The following is an 18,116-nucleotide window of genomic DNA, read 5'->3' on the forward strand; positions in this document are numbered from 1 at the left end:
CCTTGGCGAACGCCTCGAAATGCCTTTCGATTTAAGGTGGATTTCGGGCCTGTCGCCGCCCTGGCGGGGTAGCTCAGTTGGTTAGAGCACGGGAATCATAATCCTGGGGTCGGGGGTTCAAGTCCCTCTCCCGCTACCAATTTCTAGAATAATTTCAGATACCAATGGGCTCCGGCGCCCGAGAACCTTGGCTCGGTTTGCTATCCACGCAGCCATACCCGTTTGAGCGCGTAACGATCGAGTTCGCGGCCGATTTCCGCGCCGCCGCGTCAGCATCAGTGTGCTCAGGCTCTTGACCTGCGGATCCTGCGCCAGTGACATAGCCGAAGGCGCGGCCGACACCGCCTATGGGATGGCCTTGCCGGACCCGAACCCGATCCTCACGGAGTGAGTGGCCCCTGGCGTGCTCCTACTTGGCCAGGCGCGCGGCGTGCCACTTCAAATGGTCGTCCATGAAGGTCGAGATGAAATTATAGGAGTGATCGTAGCCTTCCTGCATGCGCAAGGTGAGCGCGATGCCGGACTTCTTGCAGGCGTCTTCGAGAAGCCATGGCCGCAGGCCGTCCTTGAGGAAGCCATCGGCGGTGCCCTGATCGACCAGGAATTCGCCGAAGCGGTGCCCGTCTTCGATCAGCGCTGTTGTATCGTAGGCGCGCCAGGATTTCTCGTCCTTGCCGAGATATTTTTCCAGAGCCGGCCGCGACCAGTCTGCCGTCATCGGCTGAACGATCGGTGCGAACGCCGAGCAACTTCTGAAGTGCTCGGAGTTCTTCAGCGCGATGGTCAGCGCGCCATGCCCGCCCATGGAGTGGCCAAAAATCGACTGGCGCTCCATATCGGCGGGGAACTGGCTGGCGATCAGGGCCGGCAGCTCGTCGACGATATAGGAGTGCATCCGGTAGTTCCTGGCGAAGGGCTGCTGCGTCGCGTCGAGATAGAAGCCGGCGCCCGAGCCGAACTGCCAATTATCCTTTTCGTCGGCCACACCCTCGCCGCGTGGGCTTGTGTCGGGGCAGACCACGATCAGGCCGAGCTCGGCTGCCAGACGCCGGTATTCGCCCTTGTCCATGACATTGGCATGAGTGCAGGTGAGGCCCGACAGATACCAGAGCACCGGCAGTGGCCCATCCTTGGCCTGCGGCGGCACGAAGACGGCAAAGGTCATGTCGCAGGCGCAGGCTTCGGAAGCGTGTGAATAAACACCTTGCACGCCGCCATGCGACTTGGACGTGGAAACGACTTTCATCAGCTCTGCCTTCTCGTCAAGAAATCCCGGCCCGGCATAGCGGCCGGATGCATCGCTCGCAACCGCGAGCCGCTAATAAGTCCCGGCGGCGTTATCGAGGTGCACCCCGATAATGCCGCCGGTAGACGCCAGGCTTTGCGAACACGCTGACCTAGCCGGGAGGCTGGAGGCCAGCGAAAAGCCAGACGTTTCGATGGCCGGCGATCGGGCCGGCAGGGCGCCGGACTTGACGATTGCCCTTAGTGCCTGATCATCCCGGCGTCGACATTCAGCGTCTGGCCGGTGATCCAGCGGGCGTCGTCGCTGGCCAGGAACGACACGACATCGGCAATATGTTCGGGCTGGCCCTTGCCCTTCATCGCCTGGAGCATCTCGACGAAGCCGAACGCCTCGTTGTGCGGGCTTGCCTTGACGCCATCGCTCTCGATCAGGCCGGGCGTCACCGCATTGGCCGTGATGTTATACTTGCCAAGCTCGGTGGCCAGCGCCCGGGTGAAGCCAATGACGCCGCCCTTGGCCGCGACATAGGCCGCCATGTTCGGCGTGCCGGCAAAGAAGGTGTTGGAGGCGATGCTGATCACGCGTCCGGCCTTGCTCGCCGCCCGCATCTGGTCGGTCGCCGCGCGGGTGACGATGAAGGTCCCCGTCAGGTTGACGTCGATGATCTTGCGCCAATGGTCGAGGTCGACATCGTCCCAGGCGACGAACGGCACGATGCTGGCATTGTTGACCAGGATATCGACGCCGCCGGTGAGTGCCTGTATCTCGCCAAACAGCGCTTTCACCGAAGCCGGATCGGCGATATCGGCTGCGATCGCCTTCGCCTTGCCGCCGATTTCGGCGGCCGCGGCCTTGGCACCCTCGGCATTGATGTCGCTGACGATGACGGTCGCGCCGTCGGCCGCCAGCCGCGCCGCGATCGCCTTGCCGATGCCCTGTGCCGCCCCCGTCACCAGCGCCGTCTTTCCCGCAAGCCGTTCAGTCATGAAATTTCTCCCTCGATGCGCAGTCTGTTGATGTCTGTTCAGGCGTCGGCGTCGATCACCGCCAGCGCCGCGTCGATGCCCTTGCCGACCGCAAGCTTCTGGCCAGCCGCGTTCATGGCGCCGCCAAGCGCCGTCAGCGCCGCGATCGCATAGATCGGCTGTGCCGTCGGGCCCATATGGCCGATGCGTGTAAGCTTCCCCAAAGTTTCACCGCGACCCGACGAAAACACCACGCCGTAGCGGGCGCGCGCTGCCTGGCGAAGTGCTTTCTCGTCGACACCGTCGGGTGTGCGAACGGCCGTGGTGCTCGGCGAGGCGATTGCATCGCTGGCGGCCCAGATCGACAGGCCCATGGCGACGACGCCTGCCCGCATGGCCTTGGCCGTCAGTGCAGGCGCGCCCAAACCGCTTCCGGCCCCTCGTTGAGATAGAGATCGAGTGCCACATCGAGGCCGTTCACTTCGGCCACCGAGGGCGTGAAGGGGAATGGCTTGTCGCGAGACCAGGCGTTCTCCCAGTCGACGATGCTCAGCATCGAGGCCCGGGGCGCCGCCTTGTTGGCCTTCATCTTGGCCCAGGCGCGGTCGCTGACCCCCATGATCGTAAGCGCTGGCGGCGCGCCAAGACATTTGCCCGGGCCGGTCACATAGATGTCGGCCTTGCAGTCGTCCGGATGCGTCTTCATGCCACCGAAAGACGAGACGGCATCGACGATCAGGTAACCGCCATGCGCCGACACCAGCGCGCCGATGGCATCGATCGAGTTGATGGTGCCCGACGGCGTGTCGTGATGGCAGACGGAGACGACAGTGATTTCCGGATGCGTCTTCAGCATGGCGGCAACCGCCTGCGGGTCGATCGCCTCATTGTAGGGCACTTCGATTTCGAGGAGATGCGGTGAATAGCGCTTCGCCCAATAGCCGAACCCCTTGCCGTAGACGCCCGAGGCAAGGTTGAGCACGACGTCGTCCGATGTGATCAGCGACGCCGCTGCCGCCTCGAGACCCAGCACCGGCTCTCCGTGCAGGATGACTGGCTTGTTGGAAAGCCGCATCGCTTTTTGAACCTTGTCGACGACCTTCTCGTAGAAGAGCTGGAAGGCCGGGTCATAGTCGTAGAGCACCGTGCGGCCGAGGCCCCGCAGCACCTCGGCATAGGCATTGACTGGCCCCGCCGTCAGCGTGAGGACCGGATCCGCGTGATCGGGATAGCGCATGGTCTTGGTCTCCGGATTGGCGGCGATCAGCCGTAGAACTGTGTGCCGGTTTTGTAGGTCTTGAAGTTGTCCATGTCGTGCGAGTACATCAGCTCGGCGCCGTGATCCTCGGCAAGTTTCTTCACCCTGCGCATCGAATTGACGCCCGCGACCGGGTCGATATGGAAGGCGGCCTGGCAAAGCGTTTCCAGGCTCTTCTGCGTGTAGGCGGCGTCGATCGTGAACATGATCGGCTTGCGCTTGGGAAACTCGACCAGAAGGCTGTAATGGCCGATCGAGTGGCCGGGGGTGGAGATCAGTTTCACGCCTTTTGCCAGTTCGATGTCACCTTCGATGCCCTCGAAAGTCGAGTTGGCCCGTGTCGTGCCTGCCAGCAGTTGCGCGGTCGCGCCACGTGCCTCCGCCGCTTCCGCCGAGAAGCTCAGGTCCGAATAACCGAGATGTTCGAAGGGCTGCGGATTGCAGGCTTGCGGCACCTCCGAACGGTGGCAGATCTTCTTGGCATGCGGAAAATACTTGTTGCCGCCGCAATGGTCGAAATGGAAGTGCGAGTTGACGACGACGTCGATGTCCTTCGGCTCCAGCCCGAGCAGCGCCAGCGCGCCGGGAATGGTCTGGTGCTTTTCCTGGATCGGCTTCTCGAAGGGCAGCACCTTCATGACGTGGTCGTAGTCATAGCCGGTATCGATGAGGAAGCGGCCCTCGGCATGCTCGATCAGGATCGAATAGACGGGGAAGCGCACTTCGCCGCCTGGGCCACGGTTCCAGAACACATGATAGCCGTCGAGGACAAGTGAGCCGCCGTCGAGCAGGTAGACCTTGGTATCCGACATTGTTGCCTCCTTTTCCGGCGCGGGTTCCATCCGCGCGTCTGGTTTTTCTCAGCGCGCCCCGCGCTCGTATGGAATGCCCAGTGCCGCCGGCAGGCTGGCCCGCCGCCCGAACAGCACCAGCATGATCATCACCGCCAGGAACGGCAGCATCTGGATGACATCGGTCGGTATGTTGATGCCCGCCACCTGCATGGCCGTCGTCAGCGACAGGCACACGCCGAACAGAAGAGCGCCGAACAGCACCCAGATCGGCCGTCCCCGCGCCAGCATGGCCAGCACGATGCCGAGAAAGCCGGCGCCATTGGTGATGAACGGAATGAACAGGCCCGCTCCGACATTGGCGAGATAGGCACCCCCAAGCCCAGCCAGCGCGCCGGTCGTCAGCACCGCGATGGTACGGGTCCTGATGACGTCGATGCCGGCGACATCGAGCGCGGCCGGCTTGTCGCCCGCTGCCTGCAGGTTGAGGCCGAGCTGCGTGCGGCGGTAGAGGTGGCTCATGGCGAACACCAGGGCGACCGCCAGATAGACGATCAAGTGATGCCTGAAGAAGGCCGGGCCGATCACCGGAATGTCCGACAGCAGCGGAATGACGGTTGCGTCCGCCGCCGGCAGGCGGGGATAGCTGCGCGAAAACTGGAAATGATGGAGCAGCGCCGTCAGGCCTTCGAGACCAAGCGTCAGCGCGATGCCGATGACGATCTGGTTCAGCCCGATGCGCACGCAAAGCAGCGCCATGATCAGCGCCACCGCGACGCCGCCCGCAGCGCCGGTGAGAAAGCCTAGCCACAGCGATCCCGAATAGAATGCGCCGACGAAGCCGAGATAAGCGCCGGCCAGCATCATGCCCTCGATGCCGATGTTGAGCACGCCGGCCTTTTCCGACATCTGTTCGCCGAGCCCGGCAAGCAGCAGCGGAATGGCGGCGGTGACGGCGCCAAACAGCAATGCGCTGAGAAAGACTTCGCTGAAGAGCCCGGTCATGCCCTACGCCTTTCTCGACTGATGATAACGGTGGTCGACATATTCGGCCAAGGCGAGCACGATCAGCACGATGGAGACCAGCACCAGCGTGAAGTGATTGGGCACGCCAAGCCGCCGCGCCGCGCTCTCGCCGCCGATCGATAATACGGAGAGCAGGAACACGAAGCCGATCGCGGCAAAGCCGTTCATGCGGGCGAGAAACACGGCCGGAATGACCGCCAGCCCATAGGCTGGATTCCAGTCGGCGCGAACATTGCCTTGCACGCCGATGATGTCGACAGCGCCGGCAAGGCCGGCGAGCCCGGCGGAAATGGCAAAGACGGCAATCGTCAGGCCGGGCACGCCCAGCCCCGCATGAACCGCCGCACGCGGATTGGCGCCGACGATCCGCAATTTCAGCCCGAATGCCGTACGCGTCATCACAAGATGCACGATGATGATTGCCGCCAGGCCGAGCAGCAGGCCACTGGTGATGGTGGTTTCGAACAGGCGCGGTAGCCGGTCCTCCACCGGCAGCGTGCGGGTCTGCGGCACGGTCGTGCCGGGATCGCGAAACACCAGCTTGACCAGCACATTGGCGAGCGACGTGCCGAGGAACGTCATCATCAGCGTGGTGATGATCTCGTTGACACCCTGATAGGCGCGCAGCAGCGCCGGCACCAGCGACCAGATCATGGCCACCAGCATGGCAATCAGGAACGCGCAGAACAACGCCAGCCAGGCTGGCATGACCTGCACCAGCACGGGAGCGCTGGCCGCCGCCGTGACGGCGCCGAGCAGGAACTGACCGTCGCCGCCGAGGTTCCACATGCCGGCGCGAAAGGCAACGATCAGGCCGGCGGCGAGAAACAGCAGTGGCGCCATGCGCGTCAGCGTCTGCTGGATGCCGAGCGGCGAGAAGAGGCCCTTCTCCAGCACATAGCCATAATAAGCGAGGGGGTCGACGCCGACGGCAAGCAGGATGCAGCCGGCGATGACGAGGGCGGCAAGGATCGGCCCAAGCGTCATCAGCAGCCGGTGCACTATGTCGCGCCGCGTGGCGGCTGCGCTCGTGGCATCGAGTGCGGTGGCGCCGGCGGCGGGTGCGGTGTCGATGCTCATGCGGCAAGTCCGATCATCAGGCGACCGACCCTGGTCCGGGCATCGTCGGCGTTGGCGACGGTGCCGACCAGCGCACCATTGGCAATGACGGCGATACGGTCGCACATGCTGAGCAGTTCCTCGAGGTCGGTGGAGATCAAGAGTACTGCGAGGCCGCGTGCCGCCGTGTCGCGGATGCGCTGGCGCGAGGCCAGCGTGTTGGCGAGATCGAGCCCATAGGTCGGCTTGTTGAAGATCACCACCTTGGCGCCTTCGGCCAGTTCCCGCGCCAGCAGCACCTTCTGGATGTTGCCGCCGGAGAGCCGGGCAACGGGCGTCTTCAAGCTTGGCGTGCGCACATCGTATTCGCGCACGAGCTCGGCGGCACGCCTGTCGATCTCGGCGCGCTGCTCGACGCCGCCGCGCCAGAAGGGCGCCGCCCCGACCTGCTTCAGGAAGAAATTTATGGAGACCGGGAACGTGCCGACGGTGCCCTCGCCCAGCCGGTCATCGGTCAAATAGCGAAGACCGCGGTGGCGGCGTTCGCCGACGCTCAGCGCTTCGATGGCGGTGCCCTCCAGCCGGACCGAGCCGCTGGTCGCCGCCCGTTGACCGGCCAAGGCCTCCGCCAGTTGTTTCTGGCCGTTGCCATCAATGCCCGCGATGCCGAGGATCTCGCCCGGACGGATGTCGAAGGAGATCGACGACAGGCCGGGTGCATTGTCGGTCGGCGCGACCGTGAGATCCGCGACCTGAAGCAGAGGCGCGGCACTGGCATCGACCGCGCGGGCCGGACGTTCGACCGCTTCGGGATCGTCCTTCTGCTTGCCGAACATCAACTCCACGATCTCGGAAATAATCTCCTGCTCGCCGAGTGCGCGAAACCGCTCGGGCGGGATCTCGCCCACCTTGCGGCCGAGCTTGAGAACCGAGATGCGGTCGCCGAAGGCGGCCGCCTCCTTGAGCTTGTGGGTGATGAAGACGATCGCCAATCCCTGTTCGACGAGGCGCCGCATCAGCGCGCCAAGTTCCTCGATGCCCTTCGGCGTCAGCATCGAGGTGGATTCGTCGAGGATCAGCAGCCGGCTGTTGCGCACCATGGCGCGTAGGATTTCGACTTGCTGCTGCTCACCGAGCGAGAGTTCCGAAACCTTGGCATGCAGTTTTACTGTGATGCCGAGGCTGCCAGTGATCTCGGCCACGCGGGCCGCAAGCTCTTCGGTCCTCGGGCGCTGCCACCAGGGCCCGCCAAGAAGCAGGTTCTCGGCGACCGTCAGGGTGGGCACCAGCATCATGTGCTGGAACACCGTTCCGATGCCAAGCGCCAGCGCATGGCGCGGCGAGGTGATCGGCGTCGGCTTGCCGTCGACAAGTATGCGCCCCTCGTCCGGCTGCTGCAGGCCCGACAGCATGCCGATCAAGGTGGATTTTCCCGCGCCGTTCTCACCAAGCAGTACATGCACCTCGCCAGGATGGATCGACAGGTCGACGCTGTCATTGGCGACGATGCCGGGAAAGCGTTTGGTCACGCCTTCGAGCGCGACGATGTCGCGGCTATCGACGGGCGATGAAGAAAGACTGCTCATGAAAGCCCAGCACTGGAAAACGGGAAATATCCGGAGGGGCGAACCGATCGCCCCTCCGGCAGCCGACTTCTGATCGCCTTACTGGGCGACGCTTGTCATCAGTGCCCTGACGGCGGCCGCGTCATAGACTGGCTCGACCTTGATCTTGCCGGAAATGACGTCCTCGCGCAGCGCCTGGATTTCGCTCCAGACGTTGTCGGGGATGGCGGCGGTCTTCAGCAACTGCACGGAATCGTCCTTGAGGCCGATCGAATAATGCTTGGTACCAAACGTGTCGGCCTTCAGGTCGGCGATCATCGCCGCGTAGACCGGTTCGATGTTCCACACCACCGACGACAGCAGGAAGCCCTTGTCGATTGGCGACTTGTCGCCGATGACGTCGATGAAATAGACCTTGCCGCCATCGGCGGCCTTTGTCGTCTCGACTGCCTGCAGCATACCGAAGCTGGAGCCGTTGCCCTGGCCGAAAATGATGTCGGCGCCCGAGGCGATAACGCTTTCGGTGACGCGCTTGCCGCCGGCAGCGTCACTGTAGGCGGCCGGCCCGATCACCGCATAGGTGATCTTGACGTCCGGGTTCTCCGCCTTCACCCCTTGCGCGAACGCCGCCGATTGCGAGTTCCACGATGGCGGTTCACCGGAGACGACGATGCCGACCGACTTCGAGCGCGACATCTTGGCGGCGAGACGGCCGGCCAGATAGGCGCCCTGGTGGCCGCTCAGCGTGTAGTCGGCGACGAGGCCTTTCTCCAGCCCGTTCGGCGTATCGACGATCGCTACCGGAACCTTCAGTTCCTTGGCGATCTCGGGTGCCGAGGTGTTGTAGCCGCTGGCATGCGCGATCAGCAGGCTGGCGCCGTCGGACGCGAGCTCGCGCAGCGTCGGACGGACATCGCCATAGCCGAGGCCCTGCGCCACGACCACCTCGACGCCGGCTGCCTTGCCGGCTGCCTTGGCGGCGTCGATGCCTTGCTGGTTCCAGCCATAGTCCGTGCCTTCTTCAGGCGTGAGGATGGCGATCGACTTGACTTCGCCGGCAAGCGCGCCGCCCGTCAAGATACCAGACAGTATTAATGCACTTACGCTACCCTTCAGGATCTTTAACATGTTACCCTCTCTGTTTGATTTCCAATCAATATTTTTATTGTTATTGCGCACAAGCGAGATAGACTGCCTGAGAAAGCTACCCATGGAGCTCAGGCAAAGTGAAAATCCGTTATGTCCTCCCCGTGATGTTGGCGTTCACATCGCTTGCCAACGCGGTTGAGTTGCACCATGTGATCGTCCGCAAGGGCACCGACGGGCTCGATATGGTGCCGTTGACGATTTCGAATGCCGGCAAGGAAGGTGTGTCCTGCAACGCCGACTTCGCCCACTGGTATTCAGAAGGGATAGCGACGATAGAGCCGGGCATGAGCGCTCGTGTCGAACTCTGGTTCGATCCCAAGACCGGCACCTTCACCATCCTCAACGACAAGCGCGAAAACCTGCCGGTCGAGCGCCTGTGGTGTGGCCTCGCGGGTCGCGCATATGCCACGCGCGGGCAGATCGCGCTCGACCGAACCGACGCCGCCAAAGGCGAGCGCGAGGTGTCCTGCGGCATGGAGCAGGACAGCCTGGCATGCCGGTAGGCGCTCATTGATCGGTCCGTCCGGGCCATCGTGCCCTATTCCTCCAGGAACTTGTCGGTGAAGACGTCGTCGGCCGACAGCGCAGCTTTGAGCACGCCCTGGTCGGTGAGCGTCTTCAGCGTTTCCTCCCACTGCGTCTTCGTCATCCAGCCGAGGCCGTGGTCCTTGGTGTCGGGGCTGGTGAAGGTTGAGGCGACGTCGGCGTTGATCTGGGCCAGCAGCACATCCTTCTTGTCCGCGTAACCGGGTGCGGCCTTCGCGGTGATCTCGGCGGCTTCTTCCGGATGGGCGACGACATAATCGAAGGCTTCCCTGTAGGCCTTGACGAAACGGGCGACGACGTCCGGCTTGTCCTTGATCATTGTCTCCGAGGTGAACAGGCCGGAGCCATAAGCCTTCCAGCCATGGTCGGCGCCCATCATGATGCTGAGCGAACCGGGACCGCCCGCCTTGGCTTCCAGTTCGGGAACCTCGGCGTCGACATAGCCGACCACCGTCTGAACCCGGCCGAGAAGCAGATAGCTTTCATAGGGCGGCGAGACGCTGTTCAGCGTCATGTCCTTTTCGGTCAGGCCGTTGGCCGCCAGGAAGCCCTTGAAGAAGATGTAGGTCGAGCCCGCTGGATGAATGCCGATGGTCAGGCCCTTGAGATCGGCCGGCTTGGTGAGCTTCACCGTCTTGGCGAGCGACATGATTGCCAGCGGCGAGTGCTGGTTGACGGCTGCCACCGCCACCACCGGAACGCTCTGCGAGCGGGCCACGGCGAGCGTGGGAAGATCGCCGAAACCGAAATCCGCGTTCCCGTTGCCCACCAGCCGCATGGCATCCGGCGAACCCGAACCCTTGCGGATTTCGGCAACGTCGATGTCGTTCTTGGCGAAGAAGCCTTTTTCCTTGCCGACGAAGAACATGGCATGGTTGCCGCGCACCACCCAATCGAGTTGGACGGTGATCTTGTCAGCCGCCAGCGTCGCGTTCGAGAAGCCAAGCGCGCCGGCAAAGGCCGCAAGCGTGGCTACCTTGATAAGTGAGCTCAGCATTTTTGTTCCCTTTTATTGACGGTGGTTGATCGAGAGGCCTAGGCCTGGCTGAATTTCGGTGCCCATGGCACCACGATGCGTTCGAGGATTTCGGCGGCGTAGTAGAAGGCGATGCCGAGCACGGAGACGAGCAGCAGCGCCGCGAAGACCAGCGCCGTGTCGAGCTGGGTCGAGGCGAACTGGATGACGTAGCCTAAGCCGTCCGAGGCACCGGCGAATTCGCCGACGATGGCGCCGATCACGCTCAGCGTGGCCGCGATCTTGGTTCCCGCCATCAGGTTCGGCAGCGAATGCGGAACGCGGATCCTGAACAGGATCTGCGTCGGGCTGGCGCCGACCGAGTTCATCAGCGACAGCAGCGAGCGATCGACCGACTGCATGCCGGCCAGCATCGACAATGTCACCGGGAAGAAGGCGATGACCAGGATCAGGCCGATCTTGGGCGCGAGCCCATAGCCGAACCAGAGAATGAAGATCGGCGCCAGCGCCACCTTCGGCACGTTCTGGAACAACACCACCAGCGGATAAAGCGCTCGCCCCAGCCAGTCGAAGCGCACGATGACCAGCGCAATGGCGACGCCGACCACGACGGAGACAAGGAACCCGAACAGGATCTCGCCTGCCGTCACCAGCGTCGCCTGCATCAGCGTTGCCCATTGCGCGACCAGCGATTGCGCGATTTCGGACGGAGCGGGAATGATGAAGGCGGAGATAGCGAAAATCCGCACCACGGCTTCCCATACGACGATCGTCGCCAGCAAAAGTATGACCGCCGGCAGCCAGCTGCCGGTCGCGGCCACCCAACTCGAGGCAAACCGCGAGTCGGAGGGATTGGTGATGGGTTGATCGCTCATGACACGCCTCCCGGTTGGTGGCTGGCGCGCAGCATGGTGCGCAGTTGAACCACCAGCCTGACGAACTCCGGATCTTCCGTCACCGACAGATCGCGCGGATAGGGCAGGCCAATGTCGAGGCTTTCGGTGATCCGGCCCGGCTTGATCCCCAGCACATGAACATGGCGAGACAAATGAATGGCCTCGTCGATGGAGTGGGTGACAAGAACGATGGTCTTGCCGGTGCGCTGCCAGATCTCCAGCAGCGACTGACCCATCTGGTCGCGGGTAATGGCGTCGAGCGCGCCGAACGGCTCGTCCATCAGCAGCACCGCCGGATCGAGCGCCAGCGCCCGCGCGATAGCGACGCGCTGGCGCATGCCGCCTGACAATTCGTTCGGACGCTTGTGGGCGCTGTCGCCCAGGCCCACCAGCTCAAGCATCTCCTGTCCGCGCGTCCGTAGTTGCGCGCGCGAAAGCGACTTGTCGGCGATACCTAGCAGCATGGAAGCGTTGTCGACGGCGTTCTTCCACGGCAAAAGGTTGGCGTCCTGGAAGACGAGGCCGATCATGCGTTTGCGCGCCGCCTCGACCGGCGAAAGCCCGGCGATCGAAACGCTGCCGCTTGTCGGATTTACAAGTCCGGCCAGAACCTTCAGCAAGGTGCTCTTGCCGCAGCCGGAAGGACCAATGAGAGAAACAAACGATCCCTTCGGTACCGAAAGATCGATGTTCTGCAGAACCAATTGCTTGGCCATGACCACCGAAACGCCCTTGGCGGAGATCAGGTCGTCGTGACGTATATGGGCCGGCCGGCCACCGGCTGCCCGGATGGTTTCAACACGCATGGCTTGGCCCTCCATGCGGTACCCAACCCGACCGGCCTTGTGAGCACGATGTGTCATGGCTACTCCCGGCCCTCCAGGATGCGACGCACCGCGACGAGCTTGCGCGCCCGTTCGCCTTGCAGCGCCTTTGTCTGCTCGGGCGTGTAGCAGAACATGCCCTCCCCCGATTTGATGCCGAGCTTCGACGCGTTCGTCTTTTCCAGCACCATCGGCGCGACATCGTCGCGATTGGAGAGATCGGCGTTGAGGAAGGACGAGACGGACTTGTAGATATCGAGGCCCGCCATATCGAGCAGCGCCATCGGCCCGATGACCGCGATCTTGTAGCCGATGCCCCACGAGACGCAGGTGTCGAGATCTTCCGGCTCGATGACACCGCGCTCGACAAGGTCGACCGCCTCGCGCAGCAACGCATAGAGCACGCGGTTTTCGACGAAGCCCGGAACATCCTTCTTCACCACCACCGGCAAGAGGCCGATCGAGCGGATCAGGTCGCGAATCGTCGTCACGATATGCGGCGCGGTCTTTTCGCCTGCGATCACCTCGATCATCGGGATGATGTGCGGCGGGTTCGACCAGTGCATGCCCACCATCCGCTCGGGATGGGAGATGTGCGCCTGCAGCTTGGTGATCGGGATGCCCGACGTGTCGGACGCGACGATCGTGTCCGATGCGATCAGGCTGTCGATCGTGCGATAGACATCGGCCTTGATCGAAATGTTTTCAGGAACGTTCTCGATGACGAGGTCGGCGCCCGATACCGCGTCTGCGATGTCATCCGTGAAGCGGACCGTTCCGGCGCCGGCCGGTGGCGCCGCGATACCCAGGGCGTCGAGAACGCTCTCGGCCACGCCCAGCATGGACCCCGCGCGCTCGATCGCAGCCGGGGCAACGTCGTAGGCGACGACCTGCAGGCCGCCTCTGGCGAGCCGGGCGGCCATGCCAGGCCCCATCGTACCCAGACCGATGATGGCGATACGCTGGATCATTATGCTGCCCTGCTTTGCGTTGCCGCTTTTGATGCCGCGAGGAGATCGGCGGCTTTCTCGGCAATCATGATCACCGCCGCGTTGATGTTTCCGCAGACCAGGTCGGGCATGACGGAAGCGTCCACCACCCTCAGGCCGTCGACGCCACGAAGCCGCAATTGCGGGTCGACGACCGAGGCCGCGTCGGCGCCCATCCGGCAGGTTCCCGCCGGGTGATGCACGGTGATGGACGTCTTGCGGATATGTTCATCGATCTCGTCGTCGCTCTGGCACTTCGGGCCAGGGAAAAACTCCGCCTCGATGAAGGGCTGCATGGAGGGTTGCGACGCGAGGTCCCTCGCCACTCGGAAGCCGGCCCGAAGCGAGGCCCAGTCCTTCGGCGAGGCGAGGAAATTCTGGTGGATCAGTGGCGCCGCGAGAGGATCGGCCGAGGCCAATTTCACCGCGCCCCGGCTTTCAGGCTGCGTCGCCACGATCCGTGTGGCGAACCCGTCCGGAAACGGCGCCTTGAACGGCTCGAAATACGGCCACGCGGCGAGCGGGGCGGCCGTGAACAGCAGTTGCACATCCGGCAACGGACGCTCCGGGCCGCTTTTCAGGAACGCGACGACCCCACCGGGCACATCTCCCGAGAAACCTCGTCCCGTGAAGTAGGTCTTGGCGAAATCGAACCCGATCCGGTCGGCACGCATGTTGCGAAGGAAAGGGCCGCCCGGCCCCCGGCGCCGGTACATGAGAATGACCGAGACGTGATCCTGCAGGTTCTTGCCGACCGCCGGCAGGTTGACCCGCGTCTGGATACCGTGCGTCGCGAGTTCCTCTGGCGCCCCTATGCCGGACAGCATCAGAAGTTGCGGCGTGTTGATGACGCCGCCCGAGAGCAGGACTTCCTTGCGGGCGACGACCGACCGTTGGCCGCCGCCATGGTTCACAACCACCCCGGTGGCGCGTGTGCCCTCCAGCGTGATCTTCGTCGCCGTCGCTCCGGTCAGCACGGTCAAATTGGGCCGCTTCAGGGCTGGCCGCAGATAGGCGGACGCGGTCGAGCTGCGCCGACCTTTCGAGATTGTCATCTGGAGGCGGCCGAAACCTTCCTGCCGCTCACCATTGTAGTCGTCCGTCTGTGGATATCCTGCCTCCACGCTGGCCTGCGCAAACGCGTCGATCAGCGGGTCCTTGTAACGGCAGAACTGGGTGCTGACCGGACCATTGCCGCCGCGAAAGTGGCTCGCGCCTCCTTCCCAGCTCTCCTGCTTGCGGAAATAGGGCAGCACCTTGTCGTACGACCAGTCTTGGAGCCCGCTGGCCGCCCAACGGTCGTAATCGCCGCGATTTCCCCGCACATAGGCCATGGCGTTGGTCGACGAAGATCCGCCGATCACCTTGCCGCGGGCGCACTCGACTCTGCGTCCGCCGACATTGTCTTCCGGTTCGCAGAAATACATCCAGTCGTGACGTCGCTCGGTCAGGATCTTGCCCCAGCCAAGCGGGATGTGGATCATGGGGTCGCGATCCCAGCCGCCGGCCTCGAGCAGCAGCACCGAACATCCGGGGTCGGCGCTCAGCCGGTTGGCGAGCACGCAACCGGCCGATCCGGCCCCAACGATGACGTAGTCGTAACTTTCCGCGTGCGGCATGGTGCGTTTCATTGCCTTGGTCCGGCGCTCCTGCGCCAGGGAACTATTGAAACCCGAGCCTGGACCATCCCGGCCAGGGCCGGATGGACTAGGTATTCCTCAAGGCGGCCGGCACTAGGCCAGGCCGGCCTCTCTCAGACGCTGCGACCAGTGATTCCATCCTCGATCGATCTGGGCGCCGACGAGTTTTCCTGCCGTCTTTATCTCGCCCGGCGACAGATATTTGATGTTGCCGATCCGCAGGCCGGCCGTGAGCGCTGCCGCTTCCTGCTCGAGATAGAACGCCCGGAAGACGACCTCACGCACGGAGTTGCCGACATTGACGACGCCATGCCGCGCCATGAGCACCACTGTCTGGTGGCCGAGACTTTCGGCGATATCAGCGCAGATCCCGGGGCTGCCGCCGAAGAGATCCGTCTCGTCGCCATTCTTGTCGCGAATCTCGTAGACCGGGACTTTCTCGCCGATGAAAGCTCCCATGTGGGTGACCGGCCGAAGCGGCGTGTCGACGAAGCAGTACGGCAGGACAGCCGGAGAATGGGTGTGGAGCACACACTGAACGTCGGGCCGCGCCTTATAGATCTCGCTGTGGATGTAGCGCTCAAGATAGGACGGGCGATTGTCCGACGTCTCGCCGTCGAGATTGAAACGCTGGATGTCGTCGACGGTTATCAGACTCGGAGCAAGCTTCTGCGCTAGGAAGAAGCTTTGGGGATCCTGGGGGTCACGGGCACTGATGTGCCCGAACGTATCCATGATGCCTTCGTTCAGAAGGATCTTCGTCGCCGTGACCAGCTCTTCGAAGACGGTCTGGTGTGCTGGGCTGTTGTCTTTCATTTCCAAATTCTCCCATTGCGCGGCGCTGGCGACCATTTTTATTCTTAGTTATCGGTCGCCGGCGTCGCGGATTTCACTTGTTTTCGTAGAGGCCAACGATCCGGTTTTGCTCGATGATGTTCCCGGCGTATTTCTGCAGGAACTCCTCCCTGGTAGGCGTCCCTTCGACCTTGGTGTCCAGGGCATAGACCCAGAAGTAATAGTGATGTTCTCCATGGCCTGCAGGCGGCTGGGGCCCGTAATACTGCTTGCCGCCGGCGCCGTTTGGCCCGACGCGAAACTTTTCCTGCGCGTCCGAAAGATCGGTGGTCGACGGATCGATGCCGTAGACGACCCAATGGGTGAAGCCGTTGGGCAAGGGCGCGTCGGGATCATGGCAGATGACCGCGAGTTCCTTCGTGCCCGCGGGGACGCCGCTGACCGTAAGCCTGGGCAACACATTGCCTTTGTCGCCGGCATGCTCGTCGCGCAACTTCCCGAGCGGCTTGAAATCCGCCGACGTAATTTTGAGATCCTTGATGTTCAGGGGCATGGAATTCGTCCTTCGCCAATTTCGATCGAACTAGACACCGGCCTTGAGGTCGGCGACGGATTTGCCCCCGACGCGCTGATGCACGCGCGGACCCGATGCGACGGCCACGCAGATCAAAAGCTCATCGGGGCGCGGGCCATCCGGCACCGAAAATGTGACGGCATCATAGTGGGAACGGATATAAAGCTCGTCCTTGTGGGCAAGCGGGATATCGATGGATGTGCCGGCTGCGGCGACCTTGCTGACCGACGAGATCCAGGCCTTGCCGCCGCCCACTTGCTGACGCAGCGGATCTCCGAACACCGTGGTGATGCAGGCGACGACATGTTCTTGCTCGCCGGATGTGCCCGCGATACCGCCTTTGCCATAGCTTTCGACCGGCCTGTTGCCGAGCAGCGCCACCGCCCGCTCGCCGAGCGCATGACCGATGGCTGAACTGGGATTGGTCAGGTCGGACAGTTCGGCGACGAACTTTCCGGCGAACGGATTGCGGATGACAACGCCAGTCGCGACTTTGACGAGGGTCTCGCCAGGCTGGCCGCCATCATGCCGGCTTTCCTGGACCGAGGCGTACCACCCCCTGACATCGTAGTCCCGTTCGACTTCACTGGAATAGTTCATCTTTGTCTCCTGAAGGGAGCGCAGCTTGCGCGCGCCGATTAATGCGTTGAGCGGCTCGTCCGATGCTACTGCGGCCATGAGAAGACGCCGCGCAGCGGGTCGTAGCGGGCTGCTTCCAATGCCGCCGGCGTGAACATGTTTCCCTTCGAGAGCGAGCGGTTCGCCGCATAGTCGCCGGACAGCGCCTGACAGCGATCGGTGATCGGGCGAATGCGCTTTTCCCACGCGACGAGCGCGTCCTCGACCGAAGAGCCAGTCTGCAAATCCTGCGACAGGCTGAAGGCATTGACCATCGCGCAACCGGCGCCCTGGGCAAGAGCCGGACACATCGCATGCGCGGCATCTCCCACCAGGGCGACCTTGCCTCTTGTCCAGCTGTCAAGCTTGGTCGTTTCGTACTTGTCGTACCTGGCTGTTTTCAGCTTCGCCGCCTCGATCAGGCACGGCTCCAGGAAAGGGAACATCTCGACCCAGACCTCGAGATCGATCGGCACCTGCGACCCCCGCGGATCGGCGGCTGGAGCCATGAGGCCGAGGTAAAGCTCATTCTCGTTGCAGGGCGAGTAGAGGATCCGCTGAACGCGCGGCCAGAAGTTCCACATGTCTATGGTGTTGTCCCACTCGCCGTGACCGAGTTCCTTCTTCTTGCGAGGCACGATCAGCCGGATGAGACCGTCCTTGGAGACCCATCGGTCCTGCTTGAAGCCAATGGAGTCCCTGACCTTGGACCCAACACCGTCGGCGCCGACGATCAGGTCGGCTTCGAGAACCTCTCCCGTCTGAAGCGTCAGGCGACCTTCCGGATCGGCGGCAACCGCTTCGGAGTTGACCGATACGTCGACACCCAGCGCGCGGGCGCGGTTGACCAGGGCATCATGCAGGTGGCTCCGGGTCATGATGCGCCACGGGAGGCCGTTGAACGTCTCCTTGGAAACCGACTTGTTATGCATCCAGGTCTCGTAGGTCGGGGGCGTATGCGAACCTTGGAGAACATCATCCAGGGCGCCCAGTCCTTCGAGCACGCGAAGGCCATTGTGCCAGAGATAGATGCCCGCGCCGAATGCCCGCAGCTCCGAGCTCTTTTCGTGCAGCCTGACATCCCAACCGTTCTGCCTCAGAGCGATGGCGGCGGTCAGACCGGCAAAGCCGCCGCCAGCGACCTCGGCACGGCGCGCCTTACCCTGGGTTTTGTTTACATTGGCCATTTTCTATCCTGA

General features: G+C 63.2%; 17 protein-coding genes, 1 tRNA gene and 1 pseudogene. 2 read left to right on the plus strand and 17 right to left on the minus strand.

The genetic code is table 11. The annotated features are described in order from the left end of the window. Window positions 1-62: 62 nt before the first annotated feature. Window positions 63-139: transfer RNA gene (locus tag LB524_RS22105), tRNA-Met, on the plus strand. A gap of 270 nt (window positions 140-409) precedes the next feature. Here the strand turns inward: LB524_RS22105 and fghA are convergent. The 8 genes and pseudogenes from fghA to LB524_RS22150 all read right to left on the minus strand — a co-directional run bounded on the left by fghA (window position 410) and on the right by LB524_RS22150 (window position 9,038). Further along, complete coding sequence (gene fghA, locus LB524_RS22110; protein WP_224530103.1) at window positions 410-1,246, minus strand: S-formylglutathione hydrolase; 837 nt, start codon at window positions 1,244-1,246, stop codon at window positions 410-412. 239 nt (window positions 1,247-1,485) lie between these two features. Then, window positions 1,486-2,232, minus strand: a complete 747-nt coding sequence (gene pldH, locus LB524_RS22115) for a pyridoxal 4-dehydrogenase, SDR-type (RefSeq protein ID WP_224530106.1) — start codon at window positions 2,230-2,232, stop codon at window positions 1,486-1,488. A gap of 38 nt (window positions 2,233-2,270) precedes the next feature. Further along, window positions 2,271-3,448 (minus strand): annotated as a pseudogene (gene ppaT, locus LB524_RS22125) (pyridoxamine--pyruvate transaminase). Window positions 3,449-3,474: 26 nt separating this feature from the next. After that, on the minus strand, window positions 3,475-4,281 hold the full coding sequence (gene pldA / locus LB524_RS22130; protein ID WP_015315988.1) for a 4-pyridoxolactonase: 807 nt from the start codon (window positions 4,279-4,281) through the stop codon (window positions 3,475-3,477). Between the two features lie 48 nt (window positions 4,282-4,329). Beyond that, complete coding sequence (locus LB524_RS22135) at window positions 4,330-5,265, minus strand: putative B6 ABC transporter permease subunit 1 (RefSeq protein ID WP_140617631.1); 936 nt, start codon at window positions 5,263-5,265, stop codon at window positions 4,330-4,332. A 3-nt stretch (window positions 5,266-5,268) separates the two neighbouring features. Then, window positions 5,269-6,366 (minus strand): putative B6 ABC transporter permease subunit 2, encoded by a 1,098-nt coding sequence (locus LB524_RS22140; RefSeq protein ID WP_140713539.1) that lies wholly within the window; start codon window positions 6,364-6,366, stop codon window positions 5,269-5,271. Continuing rightward, the gene (locus LB524_RS22145; protein WP_224530116.1) at window positions 6,363-7,931 is read right to left on the minus strand and encodes a putative B6 ABC transporter ATP-binding protein; all 1,569 of its coding nucleotides are present in this window, start codon (window positions 7,929-7,931) and stop codon (window positions 6,363-6,365) included. The genes LB524_RS22140 and LB524_RS22145 overlap by 4 nt, the downstream gene beginning before the upstream one ends. Before the next feature lie 78 nt (window positions 7,932-8,009). Beyond that, entirely contained in the window at window positions 8,010-9,038 is a 1,029-nt protein-coding gene (locus LB524_RS22150; protein ID WP_224530117.1) for a putative B6 ABC transporter substrate-binding protein, read from the minus strand. Window positions 9,039-9,136: 98 nt separating this feature from the next. Here LB524_RS22150 and LB524_RS22155 point away from each other — a divergent pair, with 98 nt between their 5' ends. After that, window positions 9,137-9,562, plus strand: coding sequence for a hypothetical protein (locus LB524_RS22155; RefSeq protein ID WP_140617627.1), 426 nt, complete (start codon window positions 9,137-9,139; stop codon window positions 9,560-9,562). A gap of 35 nt (window positions 9,563-9,597) precedes the next feature. Here the strand turns inward: LB524_RS22155 and LB524_RS22160 are convergent, their stop codons facing one another. The 9 genes from LB524_RS22160 to LB524_RS22200 all read right to left on the minus strand — a co-directional run bounded on the left by LB524_RS22160 (window position 9,598) and on the right by LB524_RS22200 (window position 18,104). Further along, the gene (locus LB524_RS22160; RefSeq protein WP_224530121.1) at window positions 9,598-10,602 is read right to left on the minus strand and encodes an ABC transporter substrate-binding protein; all 1,005 of its coding nucleotides are present in this window, start codon (window positions 10,600-10,602) and stop codon (window positions 9,598-9,600) included. 38 nt (window positions 10,603-10,640) lie between these two features. Beyond that, on the minus strand, window positions 10,641-11,456 hold the full coding sequence (locus LB524_RS22165; RefSeq protein ID WP_015315981.1) for an ABC transporter permease: 816 nt from the start codon (window positions 11,454-11,456) through the stop codon (window positions 10,641-10,643). Further along, window positions 11,453-12,283 (minus strand): ABC transporter ATP-binding protein, encoded by an 831-nt coding sequence (locus LB524_RS22170; protein ID WP_140665227.1) that lies wholly within the window; start codon window positions 12,281-12,283, stop codon window positions 11,453-11,455. The genes LB524_RS22165 and LB524_RS22170 overlap by 4 nt, the downstream gene beginning before the upstream one ends. Window positions 12,284-12,342: 59 nt before the next feature. Beyond that, window positions 12,343-13,272 (minus strand): 5-formyl-3-hydroxy-2-methylpyridine 4-carboxylate 5-dehydrogenase, encoded by a 930-nt coding sequence (gene fhmpcd1 / locus LB524_RS22175; protein ID WP_224530124.1) that lies wholly within the window; start codon window positions 13,270-13,272, stop codon window positions 12,343-12,345. Then, window positions 13,272-14,909 (minus strand): GMC family oxidoreductase, encoded by a 1,638-nt coding sequence (locus tag LB524_RS22180; RefSeq protein WP_224530346.1) that lies wholly within the window; start codon window positions 14,907-14,909, stop codon window positions 13,272-13,274. Before LB524_RS22180 ends, fhmpcd1 begins: the two co-directional genes overlap by 1 nt. Window positions 14,910-15,023: 114 nt before the next feature. Beyond that, window positions 15,024-15,782 carry a class II aldolase/adducin family protein gene (locus LB524_RS22185; protein WP_224530127.1) on the minus strand — a complete coding sequence of 253 codons (759 nt, stop codon included), beginning with the start codon at window positions 15,780-15,782 and terminating at the stop codon, window positions 15,024-15,026. A gap of 37 nt (window positions 15,783-15,819) precedes the next feature. After that, window positions 15,820-16,278 carry a YbhB/YbcL family Raf kinase inhibitor-like protein gene (locus LB524_RS22190; RefSeq protein WP_015315976.1) on the minus strand — a complete coding sequence of 153 codons (459 nt, stop codon included), beginning with the start codon at window positions 16,276-16,278 and terminating at the stop codon, window positions 15,820-15,822. A gap of 30 nt (window positions 16,279-16,308) precedes the next feature. Further along, the gene (locus tag LB524_RS22195) at window positions 16,309-16,899 is read right to left on the minus strand and encodes an amino acid synthesis family protein (protein ID WP_041163678.1); all 591 of its coding nucleotides are present in this window, start codon (window positions 16,897-16,899) and stop codon (window positions 16,309-16,311) included. A gap of 65 nt (window positions 16,900-16,964) precedes the next feature. Next, window positions 16,965-18,104, minus strand: a complete 1,140-nt coding sequence (locus LB524_RS22200; RefSeq protein ID WP_015315974.1) for an FAD-dependent oxidoreductase — start codon at window positions 18,102-18,104, stop codon at window positions 16,965-16,967. Window positions 18,105-18,116: the final 12 nt, after the last annotated feature.

Origin of the sequence: Mesorhizobium sp. ESP6-5, assembly GCF_020164695.1 — a bacterium.
In the GTDB taxonomy this organism is placed as follows: domain Bacteria; phylum Pseudomonadota; class Alphaproteobacteria; order Rhizobiales; family Rhizobiaceae; genus Mesorhizobium; species Mesorhizobium australicum.

Excerpts from the sequence above, each read along its gene's own strand:
- LB524_RS22195 (WP_041163678.1), bottom strand. The coding sequence starts at position 16,899 with ATGAACTATTCCAGTGAAGTCGAACGGGACTACGATGTCAGGGGGTGG.
- pldH (WP_224530106.1), bottom strand. The coding sequence starts at position 2,232 with ATGACTGAACGGCTTGCGGGAAAGACGGCGCTGGTGACGGGGGCGGCA.
- LB524_RS22145 (WP_224530116.1), bottom strand. The coding sequence starts at position 7,931 with ATGAGCAGTCTTTCTTCATCGCCCGTCGATAGCCGCGACATCGTCGCG.
- LB524_RS22135 (WP_140617631.1), bottom strand. The coding sequence starts at position 5,265 with ATGACCGGGCTCTTCAGCGAAGTCTTTCTCAGCGCATTGCTGTTTGGC.
- LB524_RS22150 (WP_224530117.1), bottom strand. The coding sequence starts at position 9,038 with ATGTTAAAGATCCTGAAGGGTAGCGTAAGTGCATTAATACTGTCTGGT.
- LB524_RS22165 (WP_015315981.1), bottom strand. The coding sequence starts at position 11,456 with ATGAGCGATCAACCCATCACCAATCCCTCCGACTCGCGGTTTGCCTCG.
- LB524_RS22190 (WP_015315976.1), bottom strand. The coding sequence starts at position 16,278 with ATGCCCCTGAACATCAAGGATCTCAAAATTACGTCGGCGGATTTCAAG.
- LB524_RS22180 (WP_224530346.1), bottom strand. The coding sequence starts at position 14,909 with ATGCCGCACGCGGAAAGTTACGACTACGTCATCGTTGGGGCCGGATCG.
- fghA (WP_224530103.1), bottom strand. The coding sequence starts at position 1,246 with ATGAAAGTCGTTTCCACGTCCAAGTCGCATGGCGGCGTGCAAGGTGTT.
- LB524_RS22160 (WP_224530121.1), bottom strand. The coding sequence starts at position 10,602 with ATGCTGAGCTCACTTATCAAGGTAGCCACGCTTGCGGCCTTTGCCGGC.
- LB524_RS22200 (WP_015315974.1), bottom strand. The coding sequence starts at position 18,104 with ATGGCCAATGTAAACAAAACCCAGGGTAAGGCGCGCCGTGCCGAGGTC.
- LB524_RS22185 (WP_224530127.1), bottom strand. The coding sequence starts at position 15,782 with ATGGTCGCCAGCGCCGCGCAATGGGAGAATTTGGAAATGAAAGACAAC.
- fhmpcd1 (WP_224530124.1), bottom strand. The coding sequence starts at position 13,272 with ATGATCCAGCGTATCGCCATCATCGGTCTGGGTACGATGGGGCCTGGC.
- LB524_RS22170 (WP_140665227.1), bottom strand. The coding sequence starts at position 12,283 with ATGCGTGTTGAAACCATCCGGGCAGCCGGTGGCCGGCCGGCCCATATA.
- pldA (WP_015315988.1), bottom strand. The coding sequence starts at position 4,281 with ATGTCGGATACCAAGGTCTACCTGCTCGACGGCGGCTCACTTGTCCTC.
- LB524_RS22140 (WP_140713539.1), bottom strand. The coding sequence starts at position 6,366 with ATGAGCATCGACACCGCACCCGCCGCCGGCGCCACCGCACTCGATGCC.